Origin of the sequence: Acetobacter aceti NBRC 14818, from assembly GCF_000193495.2 — a bacterium.
In the GTDB taxonomy this organism is placed as follows: domain Bacteria; phylum Pseudomonadota; class Alphaproteobacteria; order Acetobacterales; family Acetobacteraceae; genus Acetobacter; species Acetobacter aceti.
This window is the reverse complement of record NZ_AP023410.1, coordinates 1,431,658-1,455,589: the sequence shown is the minus strand read 5'-3', so window position 1 is coordinate 1,455,589 and position 23,932 is coordinate 1,431,658. Positions and strand designations below refer to the sequence as shown.

Here is a 23,932-nt window from a genome sequence, read left to right as displayed (position 1 = left end):
ATATGTGTGCTGGATCAGAACCCGGAGCATCCTCGTTCAACACTCACGCCGACTGACTGCTGCCTGAACCGCGCCTTGTAAGCATCGCGAACTGCCTCAATCCGGCCCGGAAGATCTGTGCTGTCCGGCGTCACGATCCAGACCAGTCGGGAAGGCTCGGAACCCACCTGATCGGTGCTCCGATCCCGCCAGACCCCCTGAGCAGGCAGGACGGACAGACCCTCCGGAAAACGTGGAACAATGTCCGTTCGGAGAAAGTCCTGCCAGTCGGCGTCGGTCACGGAGCGGCCATCCGGTCGGGTCAGGCCAAACATCAGTGTCACATGCAGGTCGTTCGACGCCGCCAGCCTGTGACAGAGAGGAGAAGGGAGCGCTGGAGAGCATCCGGCCAGCAGAGCCCCCAGCAGCAGGAAAGGAGCGACTCTCGCCAGCGCCATTCAGTGCGTATCGCCCTGTAATCCCCGACGCAGCGCCTTGCCTTCTTCAGACTCTGGGTCAATCAGGCCAATTCGCAGGAACAGGTCGATCAGCACCAGATTGACGTTGAATTTGAACTCGTCCGTGTCCCGCACCAGCCGGAAAACCTCGCCGATTGGCAGAAGCAGGAACTCCTCGACTTCACCATCCGCAGGCATGGGCTGGAAGCTCTCCGCCAGAACGAGGTCGTAGCAGACCAGTCGGTCGCGCCGCAGTCCTTCCGGGCGTTCGAGCGCGTAATGCAGCAGTCCGACCTTTTTCGCGTCCCGTTTCACAAGATCAGGCGGAAGGCTGGCTTCTTCCTCGGCTTCCTTGAGGATCGCGGCGTCGGGCGTGAGACCGGCTGGAACACCGCCCGCAACAAGGTGATCCAGCTTGCCGGGATCAAGGCGCTTGTTCCGGGCACGACGACCGATCCAGAGATGCAGCCCGTCTTCCTTGCGGACCAGACCGTTCAGATGCACGCCGACACCGACAAAACCGAACAGGGGCAGTGCGCCCCGGTCGATGCGTCCGAGCGGAGGCTGTCCGTCGTCGCCCCATACATCGAACAATTCATTGTGCGTGCGGTAGAGACCCCGGCGGGCAAGCTCTTCGCCGATCGATTCGAGGCGTGTTGGATCAGCGAGGGACAGGCCACCTGAGGCGCTGTCTTCCGTCAGGCCCATGTCTTTCAGCGCGGGAACGATTTCCGGATCGACATACCCTGCCAGAACGCCATTGACCCGGAACGGCAGACGTTTGCCGGGCAGGGTGGCCGTGTTGCAGGCCCTGATGTGCCGCATGAAGCCGTCTGTGGGGAGAGTGCTCATGAGCGGCGTCCTGTGGACAGTCCGCACACGGTTCCTTCGGAAACTGGGGTCATCATGCTCTTCCGACGAATTCTGACCGGCGTTGTCCGGCCCATCTCCCTCCTACGGGGCGATGTTGGCTCTGACAACATTGCGGTGTGACGAGCAGTTCGACTGTCTGCGGGGTTGCAAAACAGCGACAACGTGCCACATCGGACACAATGAGCCCGCCATCAAGATCTGCTGCGTCGCCCGGCAAGCCTGCTGGAGTGACCCTTGCCCGCCTGCTTCCCTATCTCTGGCCGCGTGATGACCCGAAGCTGAAGCTGCGTGTGACGGCGGTCGCCCTGCTGCTGCTGGCCGCCAAGCTGGTCACCGTGGCCGTGCCGTGGGTGTATAGCCGGATTATCGACACGCTGTCCCATCCGGCGGGGATCGCCACCGTGCCGGTATTGCTGATTATCGGTTACGGTCTGGTCAGGCTGCTTGCATCGGCGTTCAACGAGTTGCGTGACGCGGTGTTCGCGCCCGTCCGCTACCGGGTCGCCCGGGATGCGGCGCTTCGCAGCTTCATGCATATGCACGACCTGTCGCTGCGCTTTCATCTCGACCGTCGCACCGGAGGCGTCACGCGCGCCATCGAACGCGGGACGGAAGGCGTGGAGACCCTGCTGCGGATGGGGCTGGTGATCCTGCCGACCCTGCTTGAAGCCATTCTTGTCATCGGTCTGATCTGGAAGGTGTTCGACTGGCGCTATGCCGCCCTCGTTCTGGGCGCGGTCATTGGCTACGTGGTCTTCACATTTTCGTTCACCTCATGGCGAATCGGTATTCGTCGTCGGATGAACGACATCAACAGCGAGGCGACCGGCAAGGCGCTGGACAGCCTGCTGAACTACGAGACCGTCAAATATTTCGGCAACGAGGCGCATGAGGCGAAACGTTACGGCGACGCCCAGACCCGTTACGCTAAGGCCGCTGTTCACACCCAATATTCTCTCAGTGCGCTGAATTTCGGACAGGTGGTGATCATCTCGCTGGCGCTCACGCTGGTAATGCTCTTGGCCGGGCACGATGTGGCGGCGGGCCATCTGACGGTGGGGCAGTTCGTGCTGATCAACACCTATCTGTTGCAGCTTTACGCTCCGCTGAATTTCCTTGGGTCCATCTACTCGTCCATCCGCACGTCGCTGGTCGATCTCGAGCATATGCTCGGGTTGCTGGACGAAACGGTGGAGGTCGCCGACCCTGGGCACCCGCTCCCGCTGGCGGCCCATCTGAAGGACGCGCCCCCGGTCAGCGTGGCCTTTCAGGACGTGCATTTTGGATACCGCAAGGACCGCGAAATCCTGCATGGCGTCAGTTTTTCCGTGCCTCCCGGTGGTCTGATTGCAATCGTCGGTCCGACAGGGGCGGGAAAGTCCACTATCAGCCGCCTGCTGTTCCGGTTCTACGACACTTGGTCCGGGAAGGTGCTGATCGACGGGCATGATGTCCGCGATTACCGGCAGGCCGATCTGCGGGAAGCAATCGGCGTCGTGCCGCAGGACACGGTGCTGTTCAATGACACGATCGGCTACAACATCGCTTACGGACGTCTTGGCGCTACTCAGGACGAGATCGAACAGGCGGCGAAGCTGGCGCGTATCCATGACTTCATCCTGTCCCTGCCGGAAGGCTACAAGACACGGGTGGGCGAGAGAGGTCTGAAGCTTTCAGGAGGCGAGAAGCAGCGTGTGGCGATTGCCCGCACGATCCTGAAAGATCCGCGCCTTCTGATCCTGGATGAGGCCACCAGCGCCCTCGACACGCATACTGAACGGGAGATTCAGTCGGCTCTGAGAGCCGTTTCGGCTGAACGTACCACAGTCGTGATCGCACACCGCCTTTCAACCATCGTCGAGGCAGACGAAATACTGGTTCTGGGCGATGGACTTGTGAAGGAGCGGGGATGCCACGCTGACCTGATCGCTCGTGGTGGCCTGTATGCCGCCATGTGGGCGGCTCAGGACGCTGGACAGGATGCAGCACCGGACTCCGGTGTGGCGGCATCGGCTCCCGCTCACGGGTAACCGACAGAAATAATCACACTCCGGCACGCTGCCGGAGCAGCATGGGAGACTAAACATGGCAGAGAACATTCCTGAGGGAAGTGGCCAGATGGAACAGGTGTCGGAAGAGCTGACCAAGTGTGCGATGGTTATCGAGCACGCCATTGACCATCTGCTCGAAGAAAATCACCCGCCTCTGGCTGTCGCGTCGGCGCTGCTGGGCGGCTCGCTGGGCCTGCTGTCCCGCACGATGGATCGTGAGACGATTCTGCGCATTCTGGACAGCGCCGTGCAGAGCGTGCGTGCAGGTGAGCTGGAAGACGCTGAAAAAGAGCGTAAGGCAGGGAGCGCCTGAGGGAGTCCTTCTCTTCCAGACAAGCCCTAAACTGGGTGCGATACGCTGTAAAAAGTGGCGGAAAGCCGTCTTTCCGTCACTGTTTGCTTGACGGGACGCGATGCCTCCGTCATAAGCCGCGCCTGATTGTAAGGATGAAAGCCGGGCTCTGCCTCGGCCCCGTTCTGTTTTTTGACCGAGGATAAACCGATGTCCCGCCGTTGCGAGATCACAGGCAAGGGTGTGCTGACGGGCAACAATGTCAGCCACGCCAACAACAAGTCCCGCCGCCGTTTCCTGCCGAACCTGCAGGAAGTGTCGGTTCTTTCCGACATTCTCGGCACGCCGATTTCCATGCGTGTGACCACGCGCGGCCTGCGCACCATCGAGCACAACGGGGGACTGGACTCCTATCTGCTCGATACGCCGAATCGTAACCTGACCACCGAAGCTCAGGTGATCAAGCGTCGTATTCTGCGTGCACAGAGCAAGAAGCAGGCAGCCGCCTGAGTCACTCTGCCGGTCATGATCATGGCCGGCACCCTGATCGCCCCCGCGCCAGCGGGGACCGCGTGATCACACAGCCCGCAAGAACGCAGAGCGCGTTTGAAGGGGTAGAGGGCGCGGGGAGATTTTCTCCTGTCGCGCCCTGTGTGTTTGTCGCTTTCCTCTGAATTTCTGGTTCAGCCGTTTCCCGGAGAAGCCCCGTGTCAGCCCAGTCCGAACTCTCGAAAATCCGTAATATCGGGATTACCGCGCACATTGACGCGGGTAAGACCACGACGACCGAGCGTATCCTGTATTACACAGGCGTGTCGCATAAGATCGGCGAGGTCCATGAGGGCAACACCACGACCGATTACATGGCGCAGGAGCGTGAGCGCGGCATCACCATCACGTCTGCTGCCGTGACTTGCGAGTGGGACAACCACCGCATCAACATCATCGACACCCCGGGCCACATCGACTTCAACATCGAAGTGAACCGTTCGCTCCGCGTGCTCGATGGCGCGATCTTCATCATTGAAGGTGTGGCCGGCGTGCAGCCGCAGTCCGAGACCAACTGGCGTCTGGCTGACCGCTACAATGTTCCGCGCATCATCTTCATCAACAAGCTCGACCGGACGGGCGCCGACTTCTACTACGCTTTCAGCACGCTGAAAGAGAAGCTGGACATCGTTGCGATCCCGCTGCAGCTGCCGATCGGTGTTGAAGAGAACTTCGTCGGCGTTGTCGATCTCGTTGAGATGAAGGCGATTGTCTGGGAAGGCGGCGAGCTTGGCGCAAAATTCCACGATGAGGAAATCCCGGCCGATCTGAAGGAGAAGGCTGAGGAAGCCCGTCAGAATCTGCTCGATACGGCCCTGGCTGTCGATAACGACGCCATGGAAGAGTATTTCGAGAAGGGCGACGTTTCCGTCGAGACCCTGAAGAAGTGCATCAAGAAGGGCACGATTTCGGGTGATTTCCGTCCGGTTCTCTGTGGCACGGCCTTCAAGAACAAGGGCGTTCAGCCCCTGCTCGACGCCGTCATCGATTATCTGCCGGCTCCTGACGACGTGGAAGGCATCCGTTGCGCTCCGCCGGAAGGTGAGGAAGAGACTGAGTCCAAGGACCTGCCGATCATCCCGGTTGACCCGAACGGCAAGTTCGCCGGTCTGGCGTTCAAGATCATCAACGACAAGTACGGCACTCTGACCTTCGTCCGCGTCTATCGTGGCGTTCTGAAGACCGGTGACACCATCCTGAACACGACGAAGGGTCACAAGGAGCGTATCGGTCGTATCTACCAGATGCACGCCGACAAGCGCGAAGAACTGTCCGAAGTTCACGCTGGTGACATCGCCGCGTTTGTGGGTCTGAAAGACACGCAGACGGGTGACACGCTGGCCGACAGCTCTGATCCGGTCGTTCTGGAGCGCATGAGCTTCCCGGTTCCGGTTATCGACATCTCCGTCGAGCCGAAGACGAAGGACGCCGTCGAGAAGATGACGCTGGCCCTGCAGAAGCTGGCCGCTGAAGATCCCTCGCTGCGTCTGAAGACCGATCAGGAAACGGGACAGACCATTCTGTCCGGCATGGGCGAGCTGCATCTCGACATCATCGTTGACCGTCTGCGTCGTGAATACGGTGTGGAAGCTAACGTTGGTGCGCCGCAGGTTGCTTACCGTGAGACGATCACGAAGCCGCACACCGAAACCTATACCCACAAGAAGCAGTCTGGCGGTTCGGGTCAGTTCGCTGAAGTGAAGATCGAGTTCGCTCCGCATGAAGGCGAGATCGAATTCGAGAACAAGGTCGTCGGCGGAACGGTTCCGAAGGAATACATTCCGGCTGTGGAAAAGGGTATCCGCGTTCAGTCTACCAGCGGTGTCCTCGCGGGCTTCCCGACCGTGGACTTCAAGTTCACGCTGCTCGACGGCAAGTACCATGATGTTGACTCGTCCGCTCTGGCGTTCGAAATCGCGGCCAAGGCCTGCTTCCGTGAAGGCATGAAGAACGCCGGTCCGGTGATCCTTGAGCCGATCATGGACGTGGAAGTCACCACACCGAACGATCACGTCGGTGACGTGGTGGGCGATCTCAACCGTCGTCGTGGTATGATCCAGAGTCAGGAGACATCCGGTTCTACAGTCATGGTGCGTGCACAGGTGCCGCTGAAGGAAATGTTCGGCTACATCTCGCACCTGCGTTCGATGACAAAGGGCCGTGCATCCTTCACGATGCAGTTCCATCACTACGATCCGGTGCCGCGCAACGTGGCCGAAGAGATCATGGCGAAGTCCGCCTGATCTTTCCGGAAATCCGGGTGAGAAAAAGCCGACCGAAAGGTCGGCTTTTTTTGTGCCTGTTACTTTTACGAAAAGGATCTTTATTAATCTGCTCGGTGCAGCGTTTTGGAATCCCGACGATCTCCAGAGGCGTGATTGCTTAAGTTCTGCGAGTGCTATGAAAGGATGAGCTCAAAAGCTATTTTAGTGGGCGCGATGATGTGCATGGCAGCGAGGGGTGCGGTGCAGTGCTCATTGTCTTTTACGAGCTTTCTGCGTCGTGCGACTCATGCGAACGATCTGTCCACGATCCATCGTCGGGGTAGCAACACAAGACCTGCGCGTAACTGAGGCAGTTTAACGATTTCGTGGAGGATATCCTGCTCTCTGGTAGCTTGCGTTGGCTTTGATCCCTTTTTTCTTTTCGAGCATCATACTTGGTTCGGGATGGGCTTTCCGGGGCGAACGCAGTGTCCTTCTGTCAACGATTGCCGTTATTGGTTCAGTCTTCCTGTCCACCGCAATACGCACTACAGCCGAAGATTGTTCGGCATCGCGCTCCATACAACGCCTTAGCTGTATGACTTTGTCCCGGAGGCTTTTTCCATATTTAGCACTGCGAGCGCCTGTGCTCGGAGAGATACCTAAGCCGGGCCAGCGCAACTGAGCGCATTTTCGATTTCGCTATATGCGGGAAGTCATTCCTTGAGTCCTGCGCGCCTTCATCACATATCTCTGCAACATCGTCTTCCCTTGACTGTGCGTAAACCGATAGTCTATCGAACGTTATATTATAACGTTCTGAGCATACCATGTCGCTTCCCCAGTCTTTCCATGCCCTTTCTCATAGCCAGGACTTTACGGGTGCTCAGGCTCTACCCGGCCCCGGACATACGACTGCCCTGCCACTGACATGGATGGGCCGCGCATGGTGGCAGCGTCTGGCCTGTATGATCATACCCTGCGCTGTGCTGTGGGGCCTGATTGCCTGGGCTGTCATCCTGCCATGACTCTGGGCACGATCCGACTACAGGATGCGGGCGTGTGTCTGAACGGCACGCCCGTATGGCAGCATGTGACCGGCAGCTTTCCTCCGGGAAGCATGACCGCCATCGCGGGTGCGAATGGTTCGGGCAAGTCCACCCTGTTACGCGCCATTCTCGGCGAACTGCCGCTGTCGGAGGGGCAAGTCCTGTTTGATGGCGTGGGTATCCGGGATATTGGCTATCTGCCGCAGGCCCGTAATATCGACCGCAGCTTTCCGCTCAGCGTGACCGACATGGTGCTCAGTGGTGCATGGCAGCAGGCCGGGGCGTTTGGTGGCGTGGACCAGACAGTGCGTGTGCGTGCAGCCGATGCGCTGCGTCGTGTCAAGCTGGAAGGGCAGGCCGACCGTATGATCGACGCGCTTTCGGCGGGTCAGTTCCAGCGTCTGCTTTTCGCCCGTCTGCTCATGACCTCCGCCCCCATCATCATGCTGGATGAACCCTTTACCGCACTCGATGCTCCCACCACGGAGGACCTGCTGGAACTGGTGCGCGAGTGGCATGCTCAGGGCCGCACCATCATCGTGGTGCTGCATGATATGCACCAGATCCGCACATGCTGTCCGCATGTCGTGCTTCTTTCGGGTGGTCGAGCCATCTGGGGTGAGACCGCAAGCATCCTCACTCCGGGCACATTGCAGCGCGCCTATGAAAGCCCGCAGGGTAGCTGGACGACAGCGCAACCATGAGCATGCTCAGTGTATTGTGGGAGCCCTTTGTCACGTTCGGATTCATGCGTCGTGCGCTTGTGGCCACCATCACGCTGGGTATGGGCGCTGGACCGGTTGGCGTGCTGCTGCAACTGCGCCGCATGAGCCTGATTGGCGATGCGATGAGCCATGCCATCCTTCCCGGTGCGGCGATAGGCTATCTGCTGGCAGGTGGACTTTCGCTTGTGGCCATGGGGCTGGGCGGCATCGTCGCAGGGCTCGGCGTGGCGATGCTGGCAGGCCTGGTCAGCCGACGCACGCATCTGGCGGAAGACGCCAACTTCGCCAGCTTCTATCTGACTTCGCTTGCGCTGGGGGTGTTAATCGTCTCGGCGCGAGGGTCAAACATCGACCTTCTGCATGTGCTGTTTGGCACCATTCTGGCTATTGACGCACCTGCGCTCTACCTCATGGGCGGCATTACCACGCTGAGCATAGGCCTCCTGTCCGTCATCTGGCGGCCATTGGTGATGGAATGCGTGGACCCCGGTTTTCTGCGCATGACCGGTACCCGGGGTGCGGTCTATCACATGGTGTTCCTGTTCCTTGTCGTCATCAATCTCGTGGCGGGCTTCGAGGCGTTGGGCACGCTCATGTCGGTTGGCATGATGATGGTCCCCGCCGCCACCGCCCGGCTCTGGACCCGTCGTCTCCTGCCCATGATGGCCCTTTCGGCCTGTGTGGGCATGGCGGCCGGTTATATGGGACTGGTGGTTTCCTATTATTTCCAGCTGGCGGCCGGACCGTGCATCATCCTGACATGCAGTACGGCCTATGTCGTTTCTCTTCTGGCCTCGCCAGCCGGTATCAGAACGAGAGGCGCGTCTTCTCCGTCAAGGAGCAACTGATCATGCGTCGCCTGACCTGCCTGCTGGGCCTTTGGGGGATTTTTTCCTTTGCCCCGGCTCATGCCGCCGCACCCCATGTGGTGCATGCCGTGGCCAGTTTTACCGTGCTGGCGGATGTCGTGGCCCATGTTGGCGGCTCCCATGTCTCGGTGACTTCTCTGGTGCCGCCTGATGGCGATCCGCATGAATTCGAACCTTCTCCCGCTGATGCACGCCAGTTGCGGCAGGCAGATGTGGTGTTCATGAGTGGTGAAGGACTGGAAAGCTGGTTTGGACGTCTTGCCCATGCGGCGGGCTATCAGGGCACCCCGGTAATCGTTTCAAATGGGATCGACATCTATTCGGACAAAAATGGCCAGCAGTCGCAGATCGATCCTCATGTCTGGAACAGCGTGCCCAACGTGATCATCTGGGCGACCAACATCCGTGACGCCCTGATTGCTGCAGACCCCGCAGACGCCGATGATATTCGGACCTCGGCAAACGCCTATATTGCGCAGCTTCGTGCACTGGATCATGACATTCGCACCCAGATCGCCACCATCCCGGTCGAGCGACGGCGTGTGCTGACCAGCCATGAGACATTCGGTTATTACGGTCGCGCCTATGGAGTCACGTTCATGGCTCCACAGGGCCTCTCGACGGAAACCGAGGCTTCGGCCGGTGCTGTGGCAAAGCTGATCGGACAGATCCAGCAAAGCAGCATGACCACCTATTTCCTCGAAAACGCCACCGACCCGCGTCTGGTCCAGCAGGTAGCGCATGCCACCGGCGCACAGCCCGGGGGAGAACTTTACGCCGAAGCTCTTTCTCCCGCCGGTGGTCCTGCGCCCGATTATATCACCATGATGCGGCACAATACCGAACTCATGGTTCAGGCGATGCGTCCGCACTAAGAGTATCCTCACGCGCTACGGCAAAGGGCGTCAGGTCGATGATGTTGGCGTGCAGTCTCGCAACGGACTGCCGGTGCGTGATGGAGACCACCGTCATGCCCGGGCAGGTCTGCGCCAGCACAGCCGCCAGCAGACCCATTTTCTGGTGCCTGACACGCAATTGAGACGTGTCGGGCGCCAGACATCTTTCAGAAAAAATTCAGTCTCTCCAATCTTGTTTCGGAAGAAGTGAAAAAAGTAAAAAACATAACACCCTCTGGGTCTTCGAAACCCGTCAGTTATCAAAAGTGCCTAACTCTCAAAAAATTCGCGTAAGGCTGGAACAAAATTTTGATTTTCATGTCCCGGTCGGGTGAGTTTGATCAGGGCGAAGCGCTGCAACGTGGAAAGATGGTTCCACTGATTCAGGCTTGGTATTGCTACTCCATGAGAGATAGCCGCCTGCCTGATGCTCTGCGGCACGTCGTCAGCTTTCTGCCATGCCGCAGCCGTAATGGGTGGCAGAAAGACGGGTTCTTCTTCAGCCCGTAATCTGATGAGATTGACAAGAAACGCCTGATATTTCTCCCGTTGAGCAGCATTTTCCATAGGCAGGTTCAGAAGAGCGCTCCGATCTTCCCGTGTGAAACGGCTCCATTGCCGGAGACTGACCTTCACGCCGCACAAATCAAGATTCATCCTGACCATCATGGGGATACAACGTAACGAGTCAGCAAAATCCATTTCGAAATTGAACAGCATGGGGAGTGAACCTCTATAGGGCATTTCCTGAAAATCAGAGAGGAACAGGAGGGGCTGACGCCATGACGCTGGATACACTCCAGCGCATAAGCGTCTGCCGTTCAGAGTTCTCCAGCCATCCAAGCGACGCCATATCATTGATGATCCATTCGATATCGTGTTCCTGAAGTGCTCCGGACATAAAGTTGATTGCTTCTTTCGCCGATCCTTCCGGAAGCACGGCACGGGTCGCTTCGGCCGGGAGTGCAAGGCCGCCCTCCGAGAGAGGTGCCACCAGTGCATCGATAACGTCCTGTCGATACTGTGGCGTCTGACAAAAGGTAATGGCTTCCTGCAAAGCGAGTGTCATCGCCTCGGTCTGTTCTTCGGAACGGGAAAGCTTCCCGGAAGTCACCATGATTTTCTCGACATGATCCGGAAAAACGGATGACGAGCCGCCAACCCGGAAAGCAACGCCAAGCCTTTCCGCTTCAGCGCCCCATGGCGGCCCCACACACCCGCCATCAATCTTCTTTTCAGAGAGCGCCTGGATCATGTCGACTGGCGGCATCACCACGAGTTCAATGTCGTTTTCCATATCCACATCAATCATTTTCAGGAATCGCCTGAGAATGAGAAGGTGCGTGGAATAGATATGCACGACGGCAATGCGTGGACGTCGTCCGATGCTGCCGCGCCAGACGTCAAAGGCATGCCGTCCCTGTGATCCAGCATGCCAGATCGTCTCAACCGGATTGACGCCCCGCAACATGATCGTATTGCCACCCCGGCTGATCGTTGTCAGAGGGCGCAGGAAAGCATCGTGTCCACGTCTGCCCAGCGCCGTCATCATCGCCAGCGGGCAAAAGATGACGGCTGCATCGAGTTTTTTCCAGGTCAGGCCATCGGCAATATTGGCCCATGAGGGAGAAACCACGATCTCTGTTTCCAGCCCATGTCGGGCAAACAGCCCCTGCTGGTGAGCCATGATGACGGGCGCGCTGTCCGCCAGTTGCAACACACCGATGCGGATCGGCGTCTTCATGACAGGTCATCCTTTTTCTGGCTGGCGAGATATTCCTCCGCAACGGCCGCAATGCGACGGGACGTCTGCATGGCCCGACGTTGCAGCCAGCGATGAGCCTGGGCTTCGTTTGCTTTTTCGTTTTTCATGAAACACCTCTTGGCCTGATCGATGAGTTTACGTTCGGCGAGGATGCGCTGGGCTTCGCTCAGTTCTTCGCGTGTCCGACGGAAACGGGAGTAGAGCGCGATGGCGGCCCGCAGCAGCGGCTTGACGTCACGCGGTGGGGTCTCGACCACATTGTAGGAACAGATGCCTGTATCGAACGCCGTTTCCATCAGGGCGGCGTCGTCCTCATCGACAAAAAGCGCGATGGGCCGCTCTTGCGCGGATTGGGACAGGGCGCGGATACTGTCCAGCGCATCACGGTCGGCACGCGCCATGTCCACCAGCACGACATCCGGAGCGTGCAGCTTTACGGCGTCAATCAGGGCCATCTCGGCCGGAACCGTCAGAACACGCAGGGAACTGTCGCTACGCAGGGTTTCAGACAGGGCGAAACCCCGTTTGGGATTGGCGTCGGCGACCAGAACTACCAGAGGAGGGCGTCCTTCTCCCATCAGTAGACATCCCGCAGATAGCGTCCCTCGCGTGTCAGTTGCGCCACGAACGAGTCAGCCTCTCCTGTGGGCAGATCGCCATGCCGCGCCACGATCCGCTTCAGAGCCGCATCAACATCGCGCGCCATGCGACTGGCATCTCCACAGACATAGACAGACGCTCCATCATTCAGCCATTTCCACAACTCGGCACCCGCCTCCTCCATACGATCCTGCACATAGATCCGTTCCGGCTGATCGCGCGAAAAAGCCGTGTCCAGTCGCGTCAGCACGCCTTCAGTCTGGAAGGATTCCAGCTCGGAACGATAGTAAAAACCTTCATCAGCGTTGCGTTCACCAAAGAAAAGCCAGTTGCGCCCGGAAGCCTTGCGGGCGGCGCGCTCCTGAAGAAAACCGCGGAAAGGCGCGATTCCGGTGCCGGGACCGATCATAATCACTGGGGCTGTATCATCCTGAGGCAGTCGGAAATGTGTGGTGGGCTGAGTAAAGACCGGCACCTCATGGTCCCCTTCCAGCCCGGCAAGCCAGTTCGAGCATACACCCGGCCACGGCGTGAAATTGACGCCCACAGTCAGTTCCACCACCCGGCCCGTGGCTCGTGGTGATGAGGCGATGGAGTAAAGGCGTGGCTGCATGCGCCGGAACAGGGCGGGCACGTCCTGCGCTGTGACTGAAAGAGACGCTTCCCTGAGCAGTTCGGGTAGAAAACCTGTTTCTCGTCCGCCGAGAGCTGTCAGCATTGCCGGATTGGGCCGTGACAGATCGAAATGACGCCATAGAGCATCCTTCAACCCGACTGTGCCGTGTCCTCTCAGAACGATGGAAGTGTCTGCCGGAAGTTTCAGAGCATGTAGGACGAGTTCGACATTCTCCTCTGTATTGCAGGGCCACACGCCGAGCGCATCACCCGTCTCCCATGTCAGCGCTGTGTCGCTCAGATCAAGACCGATACGGCGCGTGTCCCGTTCGCTGCCGGATGCGCAGAGCCGTTCGTTGATGCTCAGTTTTGCCATGACGGGCGCATCCCGTGTGCCAGCCACGATCTGCGGAGCTTCGACAGCAATGGGAGCGGTCGGGGTGACCGTCCCATTAAGTGCTGTCAGCAGGGTGCCGCGCCATGCTTCAACGGTGTCTTCAAAATCGGGCTCGCATTCCACACGTTCCAGAAGCGGTGTTGCACCGAGTTCGCGTAGTCGTCCGTCCAGCGCCCGTCCAAAGCCACAGAAGCTGGCATAGGATGAATCGCCCAGCGCCAGAATGGCATAGGTCAGGTCGGGCAAGGGAGCCTCCTGCGATCTCAACGCATCCCAGAATGGCGCGGCGCAATCCGGCGGGTCGCCATCGCCAAAAGTGGAAACCACAAAAAGCACTTTTCCGGAAATGGGCTTGCCGCAATCCCAACCGTCAAGACACTTCGCCTCTGCCGGATGTCCGGCCTCGCGCAACCATGTCACAACGGTCGCGGCCAGTCCCTCTGCGCGCCCGGTCTGGGAGGCCCACCACACGCTGATAGGAGGAGAAGCTGGGGATGCGTCTTCCTGTGATGACGCTTCCAGTCGTGTCCGGCTGTACAGCCCAGCCAGAATCCCGCCGAGATGCGTCCGTGTCTGTGGTGGCAGGGGAGCGGACGCAGGGACGGAGGGCAGTTCTCCCGGTTCGGGCGGCGCGATTTTCAGCCCTTCAAGAAAACCGGACAACCACGTCCGCGCCTCTTCAGACAAAGAGGGGAGGGGAGCAGAAGCCGAAGAATCCAGACCAAAATGGGTGACAAGAGACCGCAGGGTCATGGTGTGAGATCCTTCCTTGTCCGGTTTCACGGAAGCGGGCTGGGCCGGTTTTTCCACGCGCTCAAGGGCGACGGCGCAGACCTTGAAGCCGGGTTGCAACGAGATGGGATCGACGGCGTCCGGCGTGACGGCATTGACCGTCATGTTCTCCCCAAACCGGTCATTCCAGTGAAAGGGAGCGAAGCAGGTGCCGGAACGCATTCGTGAGGAAATTTGCACGGGAAGAACGATCTGTCCGCGCCGGGAAGTGATGCGCACAGAATCATCCTTCGCCAGCCCGAGCGTGGCGGCGTCCTCGCTCCCTATCTCCACAAATGGCCCCGGATTGAGGCGGTTAAGACTCTCCACCCGTCCGGTCTTGGTGAGCGTATGCCACTGGTGCTGGAGACGACCGCTGTTCAGCACGAAAGGAAATTCGTCATCCGGCCATTCTTCCGGCCGCATCCAAGGGCGGGCGAAAAAGACTGCCTTGCCATCTGCTGTCGCAAAGACAGGTCTGTCACTGTCAGGCGGGAGATAGCGGATGGGATGTCGGGGTTGCGTGTCACCAGCCGGAGCGGGCCATTGCACGGGGCCTTCGCGCAGACGGGCATGACTGACGCCCGCAATGTCATAGCCTGTTTTCGGATTGGTGAACCGGCTGGCTTCGGCAAACACGTCGGCGGCGGATGTGAAGGTGAAATCCTGCTCGAACCCCATGGCGCAGGCCACGCGGGCGATGATGTCCCAGTCCGCCAGCGCTTCCCCCGGCGGTGGCACAGCCTGTCGAGCAAGCGTCATGGTGCGGTCGGAATTGACCTGCACTCCGTCGCTTTCCGCCCACAGCGTCGCAGGCAACAGAATGTCGGCAAAACGTGTGGTCTCACTGTCAGCAAACGCGTCCTGCACGATGACACAGTCCGCGGCTTCCAGAGCCCGCACCACATGCTTGCGGTTGGCGACTGTCGCAACAGGATTGGTGCAGATGACCCAGCACGCCTTGATCTCTCCCTGTTCCATCGCCCTGAACATGGCGATAGCCCCGTCCCCGCCTGTATCGCGCAGAGTTCCGGGAGAAAGATTCCATTGTTTTTCGACAAAGTTCCGATCCGCAGCGACCAGTGCGCTACGCTGACCGGGCAGGCCGGGGCCCATATAGCCCATCTCACGCCCGCCCATGGCGTTGGGTTGCCCGGTGAGCGAGAAAGGACCGCTACCGGGCCGGCAGATGGTCCCGGTAGCAAGGTGAAGATTGCACACCGCGTTGGTGTTCCATGTGCCGGTGATGCTCTGGTTCAGCCCCATGGTCCACAGGCTCATCCACTCACCGGCTTCCGCGATCCAGCGTGCCGCTGTCACAATGTCTTCGGCGGGCAGACCTGTAATCTCGGCTACGGTTTCAGGCGCGTAATCCTCAAGAAACGCCTCCATAACGTCCCAGCCTGTGGTGGCGCGTGCGATGAAATCCCTGTCGATTGCGTCGTTTTTGACGAGCAGATGGAGCAGTCCATTGAGAAGGGCGAGGTCGGTGCCAGGACGGATGGGAAGATAAAGATCGGCTTTTTCGGCTGTGGCTGTCCGGCGCGGATCAACAACGATCAGTCTGGCGCCGCTTCGTTTGCGATCCATCAGTCGCAGGAACAGGATGGGATGACAGTCGGCCATATTTGCGCCGATGACGAAGAACAGGTCGGTGCAGTCGAAATCCTCGTAGCTGCCCGGCGGAGCATCGGCTCCAAGCGAAAGCTTGTAGCCGGTTCCGGCGGCGGCCATGCAGAGCCGGGAATTTGATTCAATATACTGACTTCGGACAAACCCTTTGGCCAGCTTGTTGATCAGATACTGCGCTTCCAGAGACATCTGCCCCGAGACGTAGAAGGCGATGGCGTCCGGACCATGCTCGTCGAGAATGTTCCGCAGGCGGTTTGCCGTGGTCGCGATGGCCTGTTGCATGGGAACCGGGACGGCTGCTTCGTCGCGTCTGGAACGGACAAGAGCCTGATGCAGTCGCAGGTCGGAGAGGAGAGGTTTGTCGCAGGAGCTGCCTTTGGTGCAGAGACGGCCGCCATTCGCAGGGTGTGCGGTGTCACCGCGCACCTTGACGATACGGTCCTTTTCGACTTCCAGAATGACTCCGCACCCAACCCCGCAATAGGGGCAGACGGTGCGGATTTCCTCTCTCGCCATATCGGATCAGGCCGTTACGAGATCCAGCGCGTTCGTCTCGACTTTTGCCCTGATCTCGACCTTTCCGTTCTCCAGTCGGGCATCCCATGTCCGTAGCTGGACGGTGGGGTCTTCCAGACATTGTCCGTCTTCCAGCCGGAAGTGCTGCTTGTAGAGAGGCGAGGCCACCACAAGCTGCCCCTTCAGATCCCCCATGATGCCGCGACCGATCACATTGGCGTTGGAAAATGGATCATGGTTGTCGATGGCATAAACGCGGGCGGAAGTGTTTTCCGTAGCGGGCAGGTAGAACAGTGCAATCTGATTTCCATCATGCCAGGCGACGACGCCCGAGTTTTCCACGAGATCATCCTGTCCGCACAGGGCCGTCCAATGTGATGGACCTGCCGAGGAAACGGTTTCCGGCAGATTGTCAGCCGGACGGATCTGGTCACGCTCCGGCACTGTGCGAATATTCGGGTCGGGACGGCTGTCATTGACGAATGTGCGGAATCTCTTGAGCTTTTCACGATCCGTCAGGGCATCGCGCCATTCGCAATGATAGCGGTCAACGACCAGTTGCATCTGGCGTTCCAGTTCCTCGCAGATGCCGAGACTGTCGTTGATGATGACGTCCTTGAGGTAATCCAGCCCGCCTTCGAGGTTCTCCCGCCAGACGGAGGTGCGCTGAAGCTTGTCGGCTGTGCGGATATAGAACATCAGGAAACGGTCTATATATTTTACCAGAGTGTCCGCATCCAGGTCCGTTGCGAACAGCTCCGCGTGGCGGGGCCGCATGCCACCATTGCCGCAGACATACAGGTTCCAGCCGTTTTCCGTGGCGATCACACCCACATCCTTGCTCTGCGCTTCCGCACATTCGCGGGTACAGCCGGACACGGCGAATTTGAGCTTGTGAGGAGAACGCAGGCCCTTGTAGCGGTTTTCCAGATCCAGCGCCTTGCTCACGCTGTCCTGCACACCGTAGCGACACCATGTGCTGCCGACACAGGATTTCACTGTCCGGGTGGATTTTCCGTAAGCGTGTCCGGTCTCGAAACCGGCGTCGAGCAGTTCGAGCCAGATATCGGGCAACTGCTCAAGCCGCGCGCCGAAAAGGTCGATACGCTGTCCGCCGGTGATCTTGGTGTAGAGGTCATATTTCTTTGCGACCTGACCAAGAACGATCAGCTTTTCAGGCGTGATCTCGCCACCCGCGATGCGGGGAACGACGGAGTAGGTGCCGTTCTTCTGCATGTTGGCCATGAACGTGTCGTTCGTGTCCTGAAGCGGAATGTAGAGCGGGTCCGTAATGGGCTTGTTCCATGCGGAAGCCAGAATGGAGCCGACGGCAGGCTTGCAGATATCGCAGCCGATTCCACCATTACCGTACTGCGCCATGAGGTCTTCAAATGTCTGGATGCCGTGCACGCGGACCAGAGAGTAAAGTTCCTGTCGTGTGTAGGAGAAATGCTCACACAGGCTGCGGTCTACGGTAATGCCGCGAGCTTCCAGTTCGGTCTCGAACACGCTTTTGAGAAGGCCCGCGCAACCGCCGCAGCCCGTGCTGGCTTTGGTGCACTGTTTCAGGGAGGAAAAGTCTGCGCAGCCGTCATCAATGGCGGTACAGATCGCGCCCTTGGTGACGTTGTGGCATGAGCAGATCATGGCCGTATCCGGCAGGGCATCGGCCCCCAGCAGTTCCGCGCCTTCACCACGCGGCAGGATCAGCGCCGCAGGGTCTGCGGGCGGCTTGATGCTGTTCTGCACATACTGAAGGATCGTGTCATAATAGGCATTGTCGCCCACCAGAACGGCTCCGAGCACCTGACTGCCATCTTCCGAAAGAACAAGACGACGATAGGAGCCGTCCACTTCCCCGATGAAGCGATAGCTGCGACTGCCCGGTGTCGCGCCATGTGCATCGCCAATGGAGCCGACATCGACGCCAAGCAGCTTGAGCTTGGTGGACATGTCTGCGCCGGAGAAGGCTGCTTCTTCACCCGCCAGCGAGGAGGCGACGGTGCGCGCCATGGTGTAGCCCGGCGCAACAAGGCCGAATACCTGTCCATTCCAGCAGGCACATTCTCCAATGGCGAAAATGGCCGGATCGGAAGTGCGGCATGTGTCATCAATGACAACGCCCCCACGAGCGCCAATGGCCAGACCGCAGTCACGGGCCAACCGGTCCTGTGGGCGGATACCGGCTGAAAACACCACCAGATCGGTTTCCAGCGAAGTGCCGTCTGCAAAGATGAGACGGTGCCTATGGGTTTCACCAGCCACAATTTCCTGCGTGGCGTGCGCAGTCAGAACCTGAATGCCGAGCGCCTCGATCCGCTGTTTGAGGGCCGCTCCACCCTCATCATCAAGCTGCACCGGCATGAGACGGGGCGCGAATTCGACCACGGCTGTTGAAAGGCCAAGGCCAGCAAGGGCATTTGCCGCTTCCAGCCCCAGAAGGCCTCCGCCGATAACCACGCCATGTGTGGCGCCTTCAGCGGCAGCGCGGATCATGTCGAGGTCATCCAGTGTGCGATAGACCAGTCCCGCCGTACCAGTGTTGCCGGGAACCGGCGGCACGAAAGGCGTGGAGCCGGTGGCGAGAATCAGGGTGTCGTAGGGCAGGGATCCTTCAGCGCTTTCCACGGTCTGCGCCGCACGGTCGATGCCTGTGATCCGCACGCCACGATGCAGGGTAAGTTCATGCGCGGCATGAAAATCCTCGACGTGAAGCCGTAGCGCCAGAGCGTCCCTGCCGCTCATATATTCGGTGAGATGCACGCGGTCATAGGCGTCATGCAGTTCGTCGCCGAAGATGTGGATTGCGTGGGTTTCGTGCAGTCCGTGCATCACAAGCTGCTCGGCACAGTAATGACCGACCATGCCGTTGCCGATGATGATGATGTTGCCTGCCTTGGTCATGGTCGCGTCTCCTGTCGTGTACTGTCTCTGTGCGGGTCTCAGAACTTGAATTCCATGGTCTGCATGTAGAAGGCTCCGTCCTTGGCGCCCGCGTGATGCATTCCCTGTGAGGCGAGGAACCCGGCGATGTCATGGGTCCATGTCCAGTGAGGCGCAAAATTCCATGCGACCTGCGTCTGTGGCGTAACACCGAGGAAGCCGCCGGAAAGATTGTTGCGATAGCTATAAATTTTTCCGGTGCCATAGACGGCGTCCTGCGTGCTTTCACGCCAGAAGACCGGCACATGCAGTTTGAGATGCAGGTTCGCAAAGGGTGCAGCAGTGACGACAGGTCCAACCCCGATCAGGTTCTGGGAGGTGAGGGCGAGTGTCACATCGTTATAGTAAGGCAGTGGGAAATAGGGGGTGGCGAATGTGCCGACCGCGCCGTCCTTGCTGTGATAGGAACCGCCGGAAAACAGATCTGCCTGAAGGGCGATGGATGGTTTCGCTTTCAGGCTTTTTGCTGTCCAGCCGAATGAGCCGTTGACGGCATACGCCCGGACGGGACGTGTTGCGCCCTGATTGGCGGCGGGACGGAATTCACCGCCCTGAAATACACCGGTCAAACTGATGTCGAAGGGGCCGACATTGCCCCAGAATCGTGCGCCTGCATTGTCACGACGGGTCGAGCCGGCCTGTGTGCCGGTCATGGTCGGCAGAGCAGCAGGAGCGCCATTGAAAAGATAACCGATGAAGAATACGTCAGCGAAAAGCTGGCTTTTCTGGTTCATGACGGAAAAGGTGGGAAGCGCCGTGGATGTGTAGATCCCGTACATCCGGGCATTATAGTTCGTGCCGTCCGCAAAGACGTTCTGTGGCAGTTTGTTCGTCTGCATGAAATCAAAGATGTCCAGCCGGAATGATTTCCAGACGGCATACCCACGAAAGCCGTCCCATGTCTGCTGCACGTTGGTCAGATCGCGGGCGGACTGCATGGAAACGGGGGCGTCAAGAAACACCTGTCGCCCACCCATCACACCCATCTTCGCGCCGAGCAGGTTTCCCTTTACTTCGAGAATACCCTGCTGGAGATCAAGACGTTCACGCTGGTAGCCGGTCTGATAGCCATAATAGTTGGAGCCGCCGCCCACACCCCACAGGAATTCGGCATAGGCGCGGATATGTTCACCGATATGCAGATCGGCGCCATACATATTGCGCAGAAGCACACGGCTGGCATTGGTTTTGCCTGCGGCTCCCATCATCGGCTGATTCTCAAAGATATAACGCAGCCGTTCCTCTCCATTGATGGACAGCCAGATATCGCCCTTGTCCGTCAGGCGAATGTATTTCAGACGGTTGAACCAGTCATTTTTCCGTTTTTCGGGCGGTGTGTTGACGATATCGCTCCAGTCTTCCGCCCAGCGCGCCTGACCGAAACCGCCCACGGTTCCGAAACCCGCGGCAGCGCCCTTGCCGGTGTTGAAAACGCCCCAGTCAGGACTGTGCGGAGGGAGTTTTTTCGAAGCAGGTGGTGCTTTTCCCTGTTGGGAAGAAGGAAGATTCTGATTGGTGGGAAGAGTGTCGGCCCATGCGGTCTGTGCCATGCACAGACCTGCGAGCAGGGCAGCCGGTTTCGCACTGAAGCAAAACGGACGTGAAAGAAGCGTGAGAGGAGTCACTGTGCGCGTTCCTGCTGATGGGAAAGGGGGGACGGTTACAGGGACGCCGAAGCGTTGGCGGTGGCAGGAAACACGTTCCGTTCGGTTTTCCAGCGTCTGCGGCAGAGGCTGACGCAGGCCAGTCCCAGAAGCGCTATGATCGCAAACCCCAGAAAGCCGGGACCGTAAGAACCGGTCGCCTGTCGGGCGGCACCGAGAGATGACGCAAGGTAGAACCCGCCGACACCGCCGCTCATGCCAACGAGGCCGGTGAGAATGCCGACCTGCGTTGGAAAGCGGGTCGGCACAAGCTGGAACACTGCGCCGTTGCCCAGTCCCAGCACCAGCATGCCGAGGAAGAAAGCGGGAAAGGCGAGCCAGATGGTCGGCAGTCCGAACCCGATCACTGCGAAGATGACGGCGGCCAGTCCATACAGAATGGTCAGCGTGCGCTCGCCGCCAATGCGGTCAGCGATTGCACCCCCCAGAGGCCGCACGAAAGAACCGACGAACACCACAAAAGCCGTGCAGGTTCCGGCGACAGCGGGTGACAGGCCATACTGGTCGTTGAAATAGATGGTGAGGAAGGAGGCCAGTCCGACGAACCCGCCGAAGGTTACGCCGTAGAAGAACATCAGGGCCCAGCAGTCGCCGCTGCGAAGAACGGGGAGCCAGGTTTTGAAACCTCCGGCTGCACGGCGATTGGGTGGTTCGCTGGCCAGAAAGAGGAAGGCGATCAGCACGGCGAGCAGGGGCAGCGTGGCCAGCCCCAGCACATTCACCCAGCCATAAAGTGCAGCAAGACCCGGAGCGAAAAGAGAAGCAAGAGCCGTTCCCGAATTTCCGGCTCCAGCGATGCCGAGTGCTGTGCCCTGATACTGCGGCGGATACCACGCGGAGGCGAGAGGCAGAGCGACGGCGAATGAGGCCCCCGCTACGCCCAGCACCACCGCCACACCGAAAAGGGCGGCATAACTGTGCGGCGCGATCAGCCATGTGAGGAAAAGTCCGACAATCACGAAAACCTGTGCGCCGACGGCGACACGGCGTGGTCCGAACAGATCAACCAGCGCGCCAGCCAGCACACGCAGCAGCGCGCCCGCCAGAACCGGCGTGGCTACCAGTAGTCCTTTCTGGCCGGCGTTGAGGTGCAGGTCATGGGAGATGGAGATCCCCAGCGGTCCAAGCAGGACCCAGACCATGAATGACACGTCGAAATAGAGGAATGCCGCGAGAAGGGTGCGCGGGTTTCCAGCCTTGAGGAATCCTTTGTCCACGTCATAACGTCCAGCATCTGCTGCAGGAAAACAGATGCGCCCTTGTCAGGCACAGAGACCGTCCTTGGTCATCCGGGTGTCATCGCTGGTTCGGCCATCCGCTCACTTTGTCCACCGTCATTGATAGACACGTTAAGAGCTGATGTGTGGGTATTATGATGTCATGCGGAATGATACGTTGTCAAAATATTTTAGGCTCAGGTCCTGTTAATTTGTTGAGCCGAACAAGGCGTAGGGATTCACAGGCCTGTCGATGGAGGGTAGGCCGGTGTGTGAGCTGTTTTTACTGTCCGGGCGTCAGTCTGGGCACCAGATGGAACGGATCAGGCGTTCAGAAAGCAAAAACACATCGTTTACAGGCTACCCCCATCGGTAGCCGGTGGATCACAACAACACGCTCACCTCAATAAATTAACAGATCCTGAGCATACGACGAGGGAGCTATTGGGGTAGGCAAACAAGTGAACGTAAACTCAGAAAATTCATAAGGAACGAGCCCGCCTCCAGGCGACAAATCAATGTATTGATGTCATAATTTTTAAATCAAGACACAACAAATGAAATCACATATTTTTACTAAAAAAGGTTTTTTGAAATTTAAATATTTCATTTATATTTATGATAATTATATATATTCTGTATGATATCTTCTTAATATGCGATCTGTACTCACTATAATACAGAGGGGAAAAAATGGCGCAGACCCAAAGCCACCACTTGCATACAATTATAGAGACATATAAAAAAATAACATAATCATTAGTGAATGAAAATGTCTATTTTATCATTGGATTCAGAAAATACGCCCCAATCCATTAGCTCCAACATAAACATACAAGACGCTAACGGTAATACACTGACGCCTATTCATGTCAAAATAATAAACTCAAGACTTTCAGAATCGTGTACGTTTAACGCAACCATTCCCATAGATGTAACATATAATACCATTCCATTTTTTGAAAATGGTAATTCTATTGATATTTACGCGAACACGATCTCGTCTGGATCTGGCAATACAACCAGTGAGGATAAAATATTTTCGGGAAAAATTGACCGATCCACCTTCAATCCACCCAAAAGAATATTGAATTTATCCGGACGAGACTGGTCAGCCAGCCTTATAAATTACGAAATATCAGGCGAGTCATTTTTAAATATGACTGCATCCGACGCCATAAGCTATCTTGCAAATCAGGTCGGTTTATCAGCAGATGTTGATAATACATCTGGTTTTATTGGTCAGTTTTATCAATATGAGCATAAGGCACATGGTCTCTCCGGTATGCATAGATACCAGACTGCCTGGGATCTATGTGTTGGCATGCAACATGAATATGGGTATGATCTATGGGTTGAAAACAAGACCTTGCACTTCAAAAAGAAGCCAGAAAACGACAATATCATCACTCTGGAATGGAATAATCAGACAGATAATTCTAACAGTTTCCAAAGATCTATTCTTGATATAAATTTATTAAATAATCATATTTACTCAGAAGCTATATATGTGAAAGTGTCTTCATGGGATGCTCGTCAAAAAATAATACATTCAGCACAATACCCAGAAAACAGTACTTCCGGGCATGCTTTCAATTTCACGGCTCCCATTGGAACAACGACAGATCAATGTAAAAATATAGCTCAAAGACGCTATACAGAGATTATGGCGCATGGAAAGAACATAGAATTACATCTACATCCATACTTAAATATATCAACAAGACAACTTATAAAGATAAATGGAACAGGAACTTCTTTTGACTCTGAAGTTTATACTGTTGATCGGGTTGTTATTGAGTACAGTGGAAAATCCACAACAAAAAAGGCGATTCTGAGGCCGCGATAAACATAAAAGACTTATAAA

19 protein-coding genes are annotated in these 23,932 nt (G+C 57.7%); 9 read left to right on the top strand and 10 right to left on the bottom strand.

All coding sequences use genetic code 11. The annotated features are described in order from the left end of the window. Nucleotides 1-14: 14 nt before the first annotated feature. The gene (locus EMQ_RS06550) at nt 15-437 is read right to left on the bottom strand and encodes a DUF3574 domain-containing protein (protein WP_010668077.1); all 423 of its coding nucleotides are present in this window, start codon (nt 435-437) and stop codon (nt 15-17) included. Continuing rightward, nucleotides 438-1,289, bottom strand: coding sequence for an NUDIX hydrolase (locus EMQ_RS06545; protein WP_010668078.1), 852 nt, complete (start codon nt 1,287-1,289; stop codon nt 438-440). Between the two features lie 200 nt (nt 1,290-1,489). Here EMQ_RS06545 and EMQ_RS06540 point away from each other — a divergent pair, with 200 nt between their 5' ends. From EMQ_RS06540 to EMQ_RS06505, 8 genes are all read left to right on the top strand, one after another. Further along, on the top strand, nt 1,490-3,340 hold the full coding sequence (locus tag EMQ_RS06540) for an ABCB family ABC transporter ATP-binding protein/permease (protein ID WP_010668079.1): 1,851 nt from the start codon (nt 1,490-1,492) through the stop codon (nt 3,338-3,340). Between the two features lie 55 nt (nt 3,341-3,395). Next, nucleotides 3,396-3,674, top strand: a complete 279-nt coding sequence (locus tag EMQ_RS06535) for a hypothetical protein (RefSeq protein WP_010668080.1) — start codon at nt 3,396-3,398, stop codon at nt 3,672-3,674. Between the two features lie 189 nt (nt 3,675-3,863). Next, entirely contained in the window at nt 3,864-4,163 is a 300-nt protein-coding gene (gene rpmB, locus EMQ_RS06530; RefSeq protein ID WP_010668081.1) for a 50S ribosomal protein L28, read from the top strand. 197 nt (nt 4,164-4,360) lie between these two features. After that, the gene (gene fusA, locus EMQ_RS06525) at nt 4,361-6,445 is read left to right on the top strand and encodes an elongation factor G (RefSeq protein ID WP_018308288.1); all 2,085 of its coding nucleotides are present in this window, start codon (nt 4,361-4,363) and stop codon (nt 6,443-6,445) included. A 791-nt stretch (nt 6,446-7,236) separates the two neighbouring features. Then, nucleotides 7,237-7,434 carry a hypothetical protein gene (locus tag EMQ_RS06520; RefSeq protein ID WP_162467797.1) on the top strand — a complete coding sequence of 66 codons (198 nt, stop codon included), beginning with the start codon at nt 7,237-7,239 and terminating at the stop codon, nt 7,432-7,434. Continuing rightward, nucleotides 7,353-8,159, top strand: a complete 807-nt coding sequence (locus tag EMQ_RS06515) for a metal ABC transporter ATP-binding protein (RefSeq protein WP_010668507.1) — start codon at nt 7,353-7,355, stop codon at nt 8,157-8,159. The genes EMQ_RS06520 and EMQ_RS06515 overlap by 82 nt, the downstream gene beginning before the upstream one ends. Further along, complete coding sequence (locus EMQ_RS06510; RefSeq protein WP_018308290.1) at nt 8,156-9,028, top strand: metal ABC transporter permease; 873 nt, start codon at nt 8,156-8,158, stop codon at nt 9,026-9,028. The genes EMQ_RS06515 and EMQ_RS06510 overlap by 4 nt, the downstream gene beginning before the upstream one ends. 2 nt (nt 9,029-9,030) lie before the next feature. Continuing rightward, nucleotides 9,031-9,924, top strand: coding sequence for a metal ABC transporter solute-binding protein, Zn/Mn family (locus EMQ_RS06505; protein WP_010668692.1), 894 nt, complete (start codon nt 9,031-9,033; stop codon nt 9,922-9,924). Here the strand turns inward: EMQ_RS06505 and EMQ_RS06500 are convergent. The 8 genes from EMQ_RS06500 to EMQ_RS06465 form a co-directional block, all read right to left on the bottom strand. Then, nucleotides 9,896-10,063, bottom strand: coding sequence for a hypothetical protein (locus tag EMQ_RS06500; protein WP_010668693.1), 168 nt, complete (start codon nt 10,061-10,063; stop codon nt 9,896-9,898). The two genes, EMQ_RS06505 and EMQ_RS06500, sit on opposite strands and share 29 nt — an antisense overlap. Nucleotides 10,064-10,215: 152 nt before the next feature. Continuing rightward, on the bottom strand, nt 10,216-10,665 hold the full coding sequence (locus tag EMQ_RS06495) for a nitrate reductase associated protein (RefSeq protein ID WP_010667600.1): 450 nt from the start codon (nt 10,663-10,665) through the stop codon (nt 10,216-10,218). A gap of 34 nt (nt 10,666-10,699) precedes the next feature. Continuing rightward, on the bottom strand, nt 10,700-11,689 hold the full coding sequence (locus tag EMQ_RS06490; RefSeq protein ID WP_010667599.1) for an ABC transporter substrate-binding protein: 990 nt from the start codon (nt 11,687-11,689) through the stop codon (nt 10,700-10,702). After that, nucleotides 11,686-12,288 (bottom strand): ANTAR domain-containing response regulator, encoded by a 603-nt coding sequence (locus EMQ_RS06485; protein ID WP_010667598.1) that lies wholly within the window; start codon nt 12,286-12,288, stop codon nt 11,686-11,688. Before EMQ_RS06485 ends, EMQ_RS06490 begins: the two co-directional genes overlap by 4 nt. Then, nucleotides 12,288-16,241: a bifunctional nitrate reductase/sulfite reductase flavoprotein subunit alpha gene (locus EMQ_RS06480; protein WP_010667597.1), complete on the bottom strand. Its 3,954-nt coding sequence runs from the start codon at nt 16,239-16,241 to the stop codon at nt 12,288-12,290. The genes EMQ_RS06485 and EMQ_RS06480 overlap by 1 nt, the downstream gene beginning before the upstream one ends. 6 nt (nt 16,242-16,247) lie before the next feature. Then, nucleotides 16,248-19,145: a nitrite reductase large subunit NirB gene (gene nirB / locus EMQ_RS06475; protein WP_018308291.1), complete on the bottom strand. Its 2,898-nt coding sequence runs from the start codon at nt 19,143-19,145 to the stop codon at nt 16,248-16,250. Between the two features lie 38 nt (nt 19,146-19,183). Then, nucleotides 19,184-20,809, bottom strand: a complete 1,626-nt coding sequence (locus EMQ_RS06470) for an alginate export family protein (protein ID WP_010668445.1) — start codon at nt 20,807-20,809, stop codon at nt 19,184-19,186. 35 nt (nt 20,810-20,844) lie between these two features. Further along, nucleotides 20,845-22,065: an MFS transporter gene (locus EMQ_RS06465; RefSeq protein WP_018308292.1), complete on the bottom strand. Its 1,221-nt coding sequence runs from the start codon at nt 22,063-22,065 to the stop codon at nt 20,845-20,847. A gap of 766 nt (nt 22,066-22,831) precedes the next feature. Here EMQ_RS06465 and EMQ_RS06460 point away from each other — a divergent pair. Continuing rightward, complete coding sequence (locus tag EMQ_RS06460; protein ID WP_132012105.1) at nt 22,832-23,914, top strand: hypothetical protein; 1,083 nt, start codon at nt 22,832-22,834, stop codon at nt 23,912-23,914. Nucleotides 23,915-23,932: the final 18 nt, after the last annotated feature.

What these genes read in the sequence shown, in the direction of transcription:
- EMQ_RS06500 (WP_010668693.1), bottom strand. Translation starts at nt 10,063, where the DNA reads ATGGGTCTGCTGGCGGCTGTGCTGGCGCAGACCTGCCCGGGCATGACG.
- EMQ_RS06520 (WP_162467797.1), top strand. Translation starts at nt 7,237, where the DNA reads ATGTCGCTTCCCCAGTCTTTCCATGCCCTTTCTCATAGCCAGGACTTT.
- EMQ_RS06535 (WP_010668080.1), top strand. Translation starts at nt 3,396, where the DNA reads ATGGCAGAGAACATTCCTGAGGGAAGTGGCCAGATGGAACAGGTGTCG.
- EMQ_RS06490 (WP_010667599.1), bottom strand. Translation starts at nt 11,689, where the DNA reads ATGAAGACGCCGATCCGCATCGGTGTGTTGCAACTGGCGGACAGCGCG.
- EMQ_RS06515 (WP_010668507.1), top strand. Translation starts at nt 7,353, where the DNA reads ATGGTGGCAGCGTCTGGCCTGTATGATCATACCCTGCGCTGTGCTGTG.
- rpmB (WP_010668081.1), top strand. Translation starts at nt 3,864, where the DNA reads ATGTCCCGCCGTTGCGAGATCACAGGCAAGGGTGTGCTGACGGGCAAC.
- EMQ_RS06545 (WP_010668078.1), bottom strand. Translation starts at nt 1,289, where the DNA reads ATGAGCACTCTCCCCACAGACGGCTTCATGCGGCACATCAGGGCCTGC.
- EMQ_RS06540 (WP_010668079.1), top strand. Translation starts at nt 1,490, where the DNA reads ATGAGCCCGCCATCAAGATCTGCTGCGTCGCCCGGCAAGCCTGCTGGA.
- EMQ_RS06505 (WP_010668692.1), top strand. Translation starts at nt 9,031, where the DNA reads ATGCGTCGCCTGACCTGCCTGCTGGGCCTTTGGGGGATTTTTTCCTTT.
- EMQ_RS06510 (WP_018308290.1), top strand. Translation starts at nt 8,156, where the DNA reads ATGAGCATGCTCAGTGTATTGTGGGAGCCCTTTGTCACGTTCGGATTC.
- EMQ_RS06495 (WP_010667600.1), bottom strand. Translation starts at nt 10,665, where the DNA reads ATGCTGTTCAATTTCGAAATGGATTTTGCTGACTCGTTACGTTGTATC.
- nirB (WP_018308291.1), bottom strand. Translation starts at nt 19,145, where the DNA reads ATGACCAAGGCAGGCAACATCATCATCATCGGCAACGGCATGGTCGGT.
- EMQ_RS06550 (WP_010668077.1), bottom strand. Translation starts at nt 437, where the DNA reads ATGGCGCTGGCGAGAGTCGCTCCTTTCCTGCTGCTGGGGGCTCTGCTG.
- EMQ_RS06480 (WP_010667597.1), bottom strand. Translation starts at nt 16,241, where the DNA reads ATGGCGAGAGAGGAAATCCGCACCGTCTGCCCCTATTGCGGGGTTGGG.
- EMQ_RS06485 (WP_010667598.1), bottom strand. Translation starts at nt 12,288, where the DNA reads ATGGGAGAAGGACGCCCTCCTCTGGTAGTTCTGGTCGCCGACGCCAAT.
- EMQ_RS06460 (WP_132012105.1), top strand. Translation starts at nt 22,832, where the DNA reads ATGAAAATGTCTATTTTATCATTGGATTCAGAAAATACGCCCCAATCC.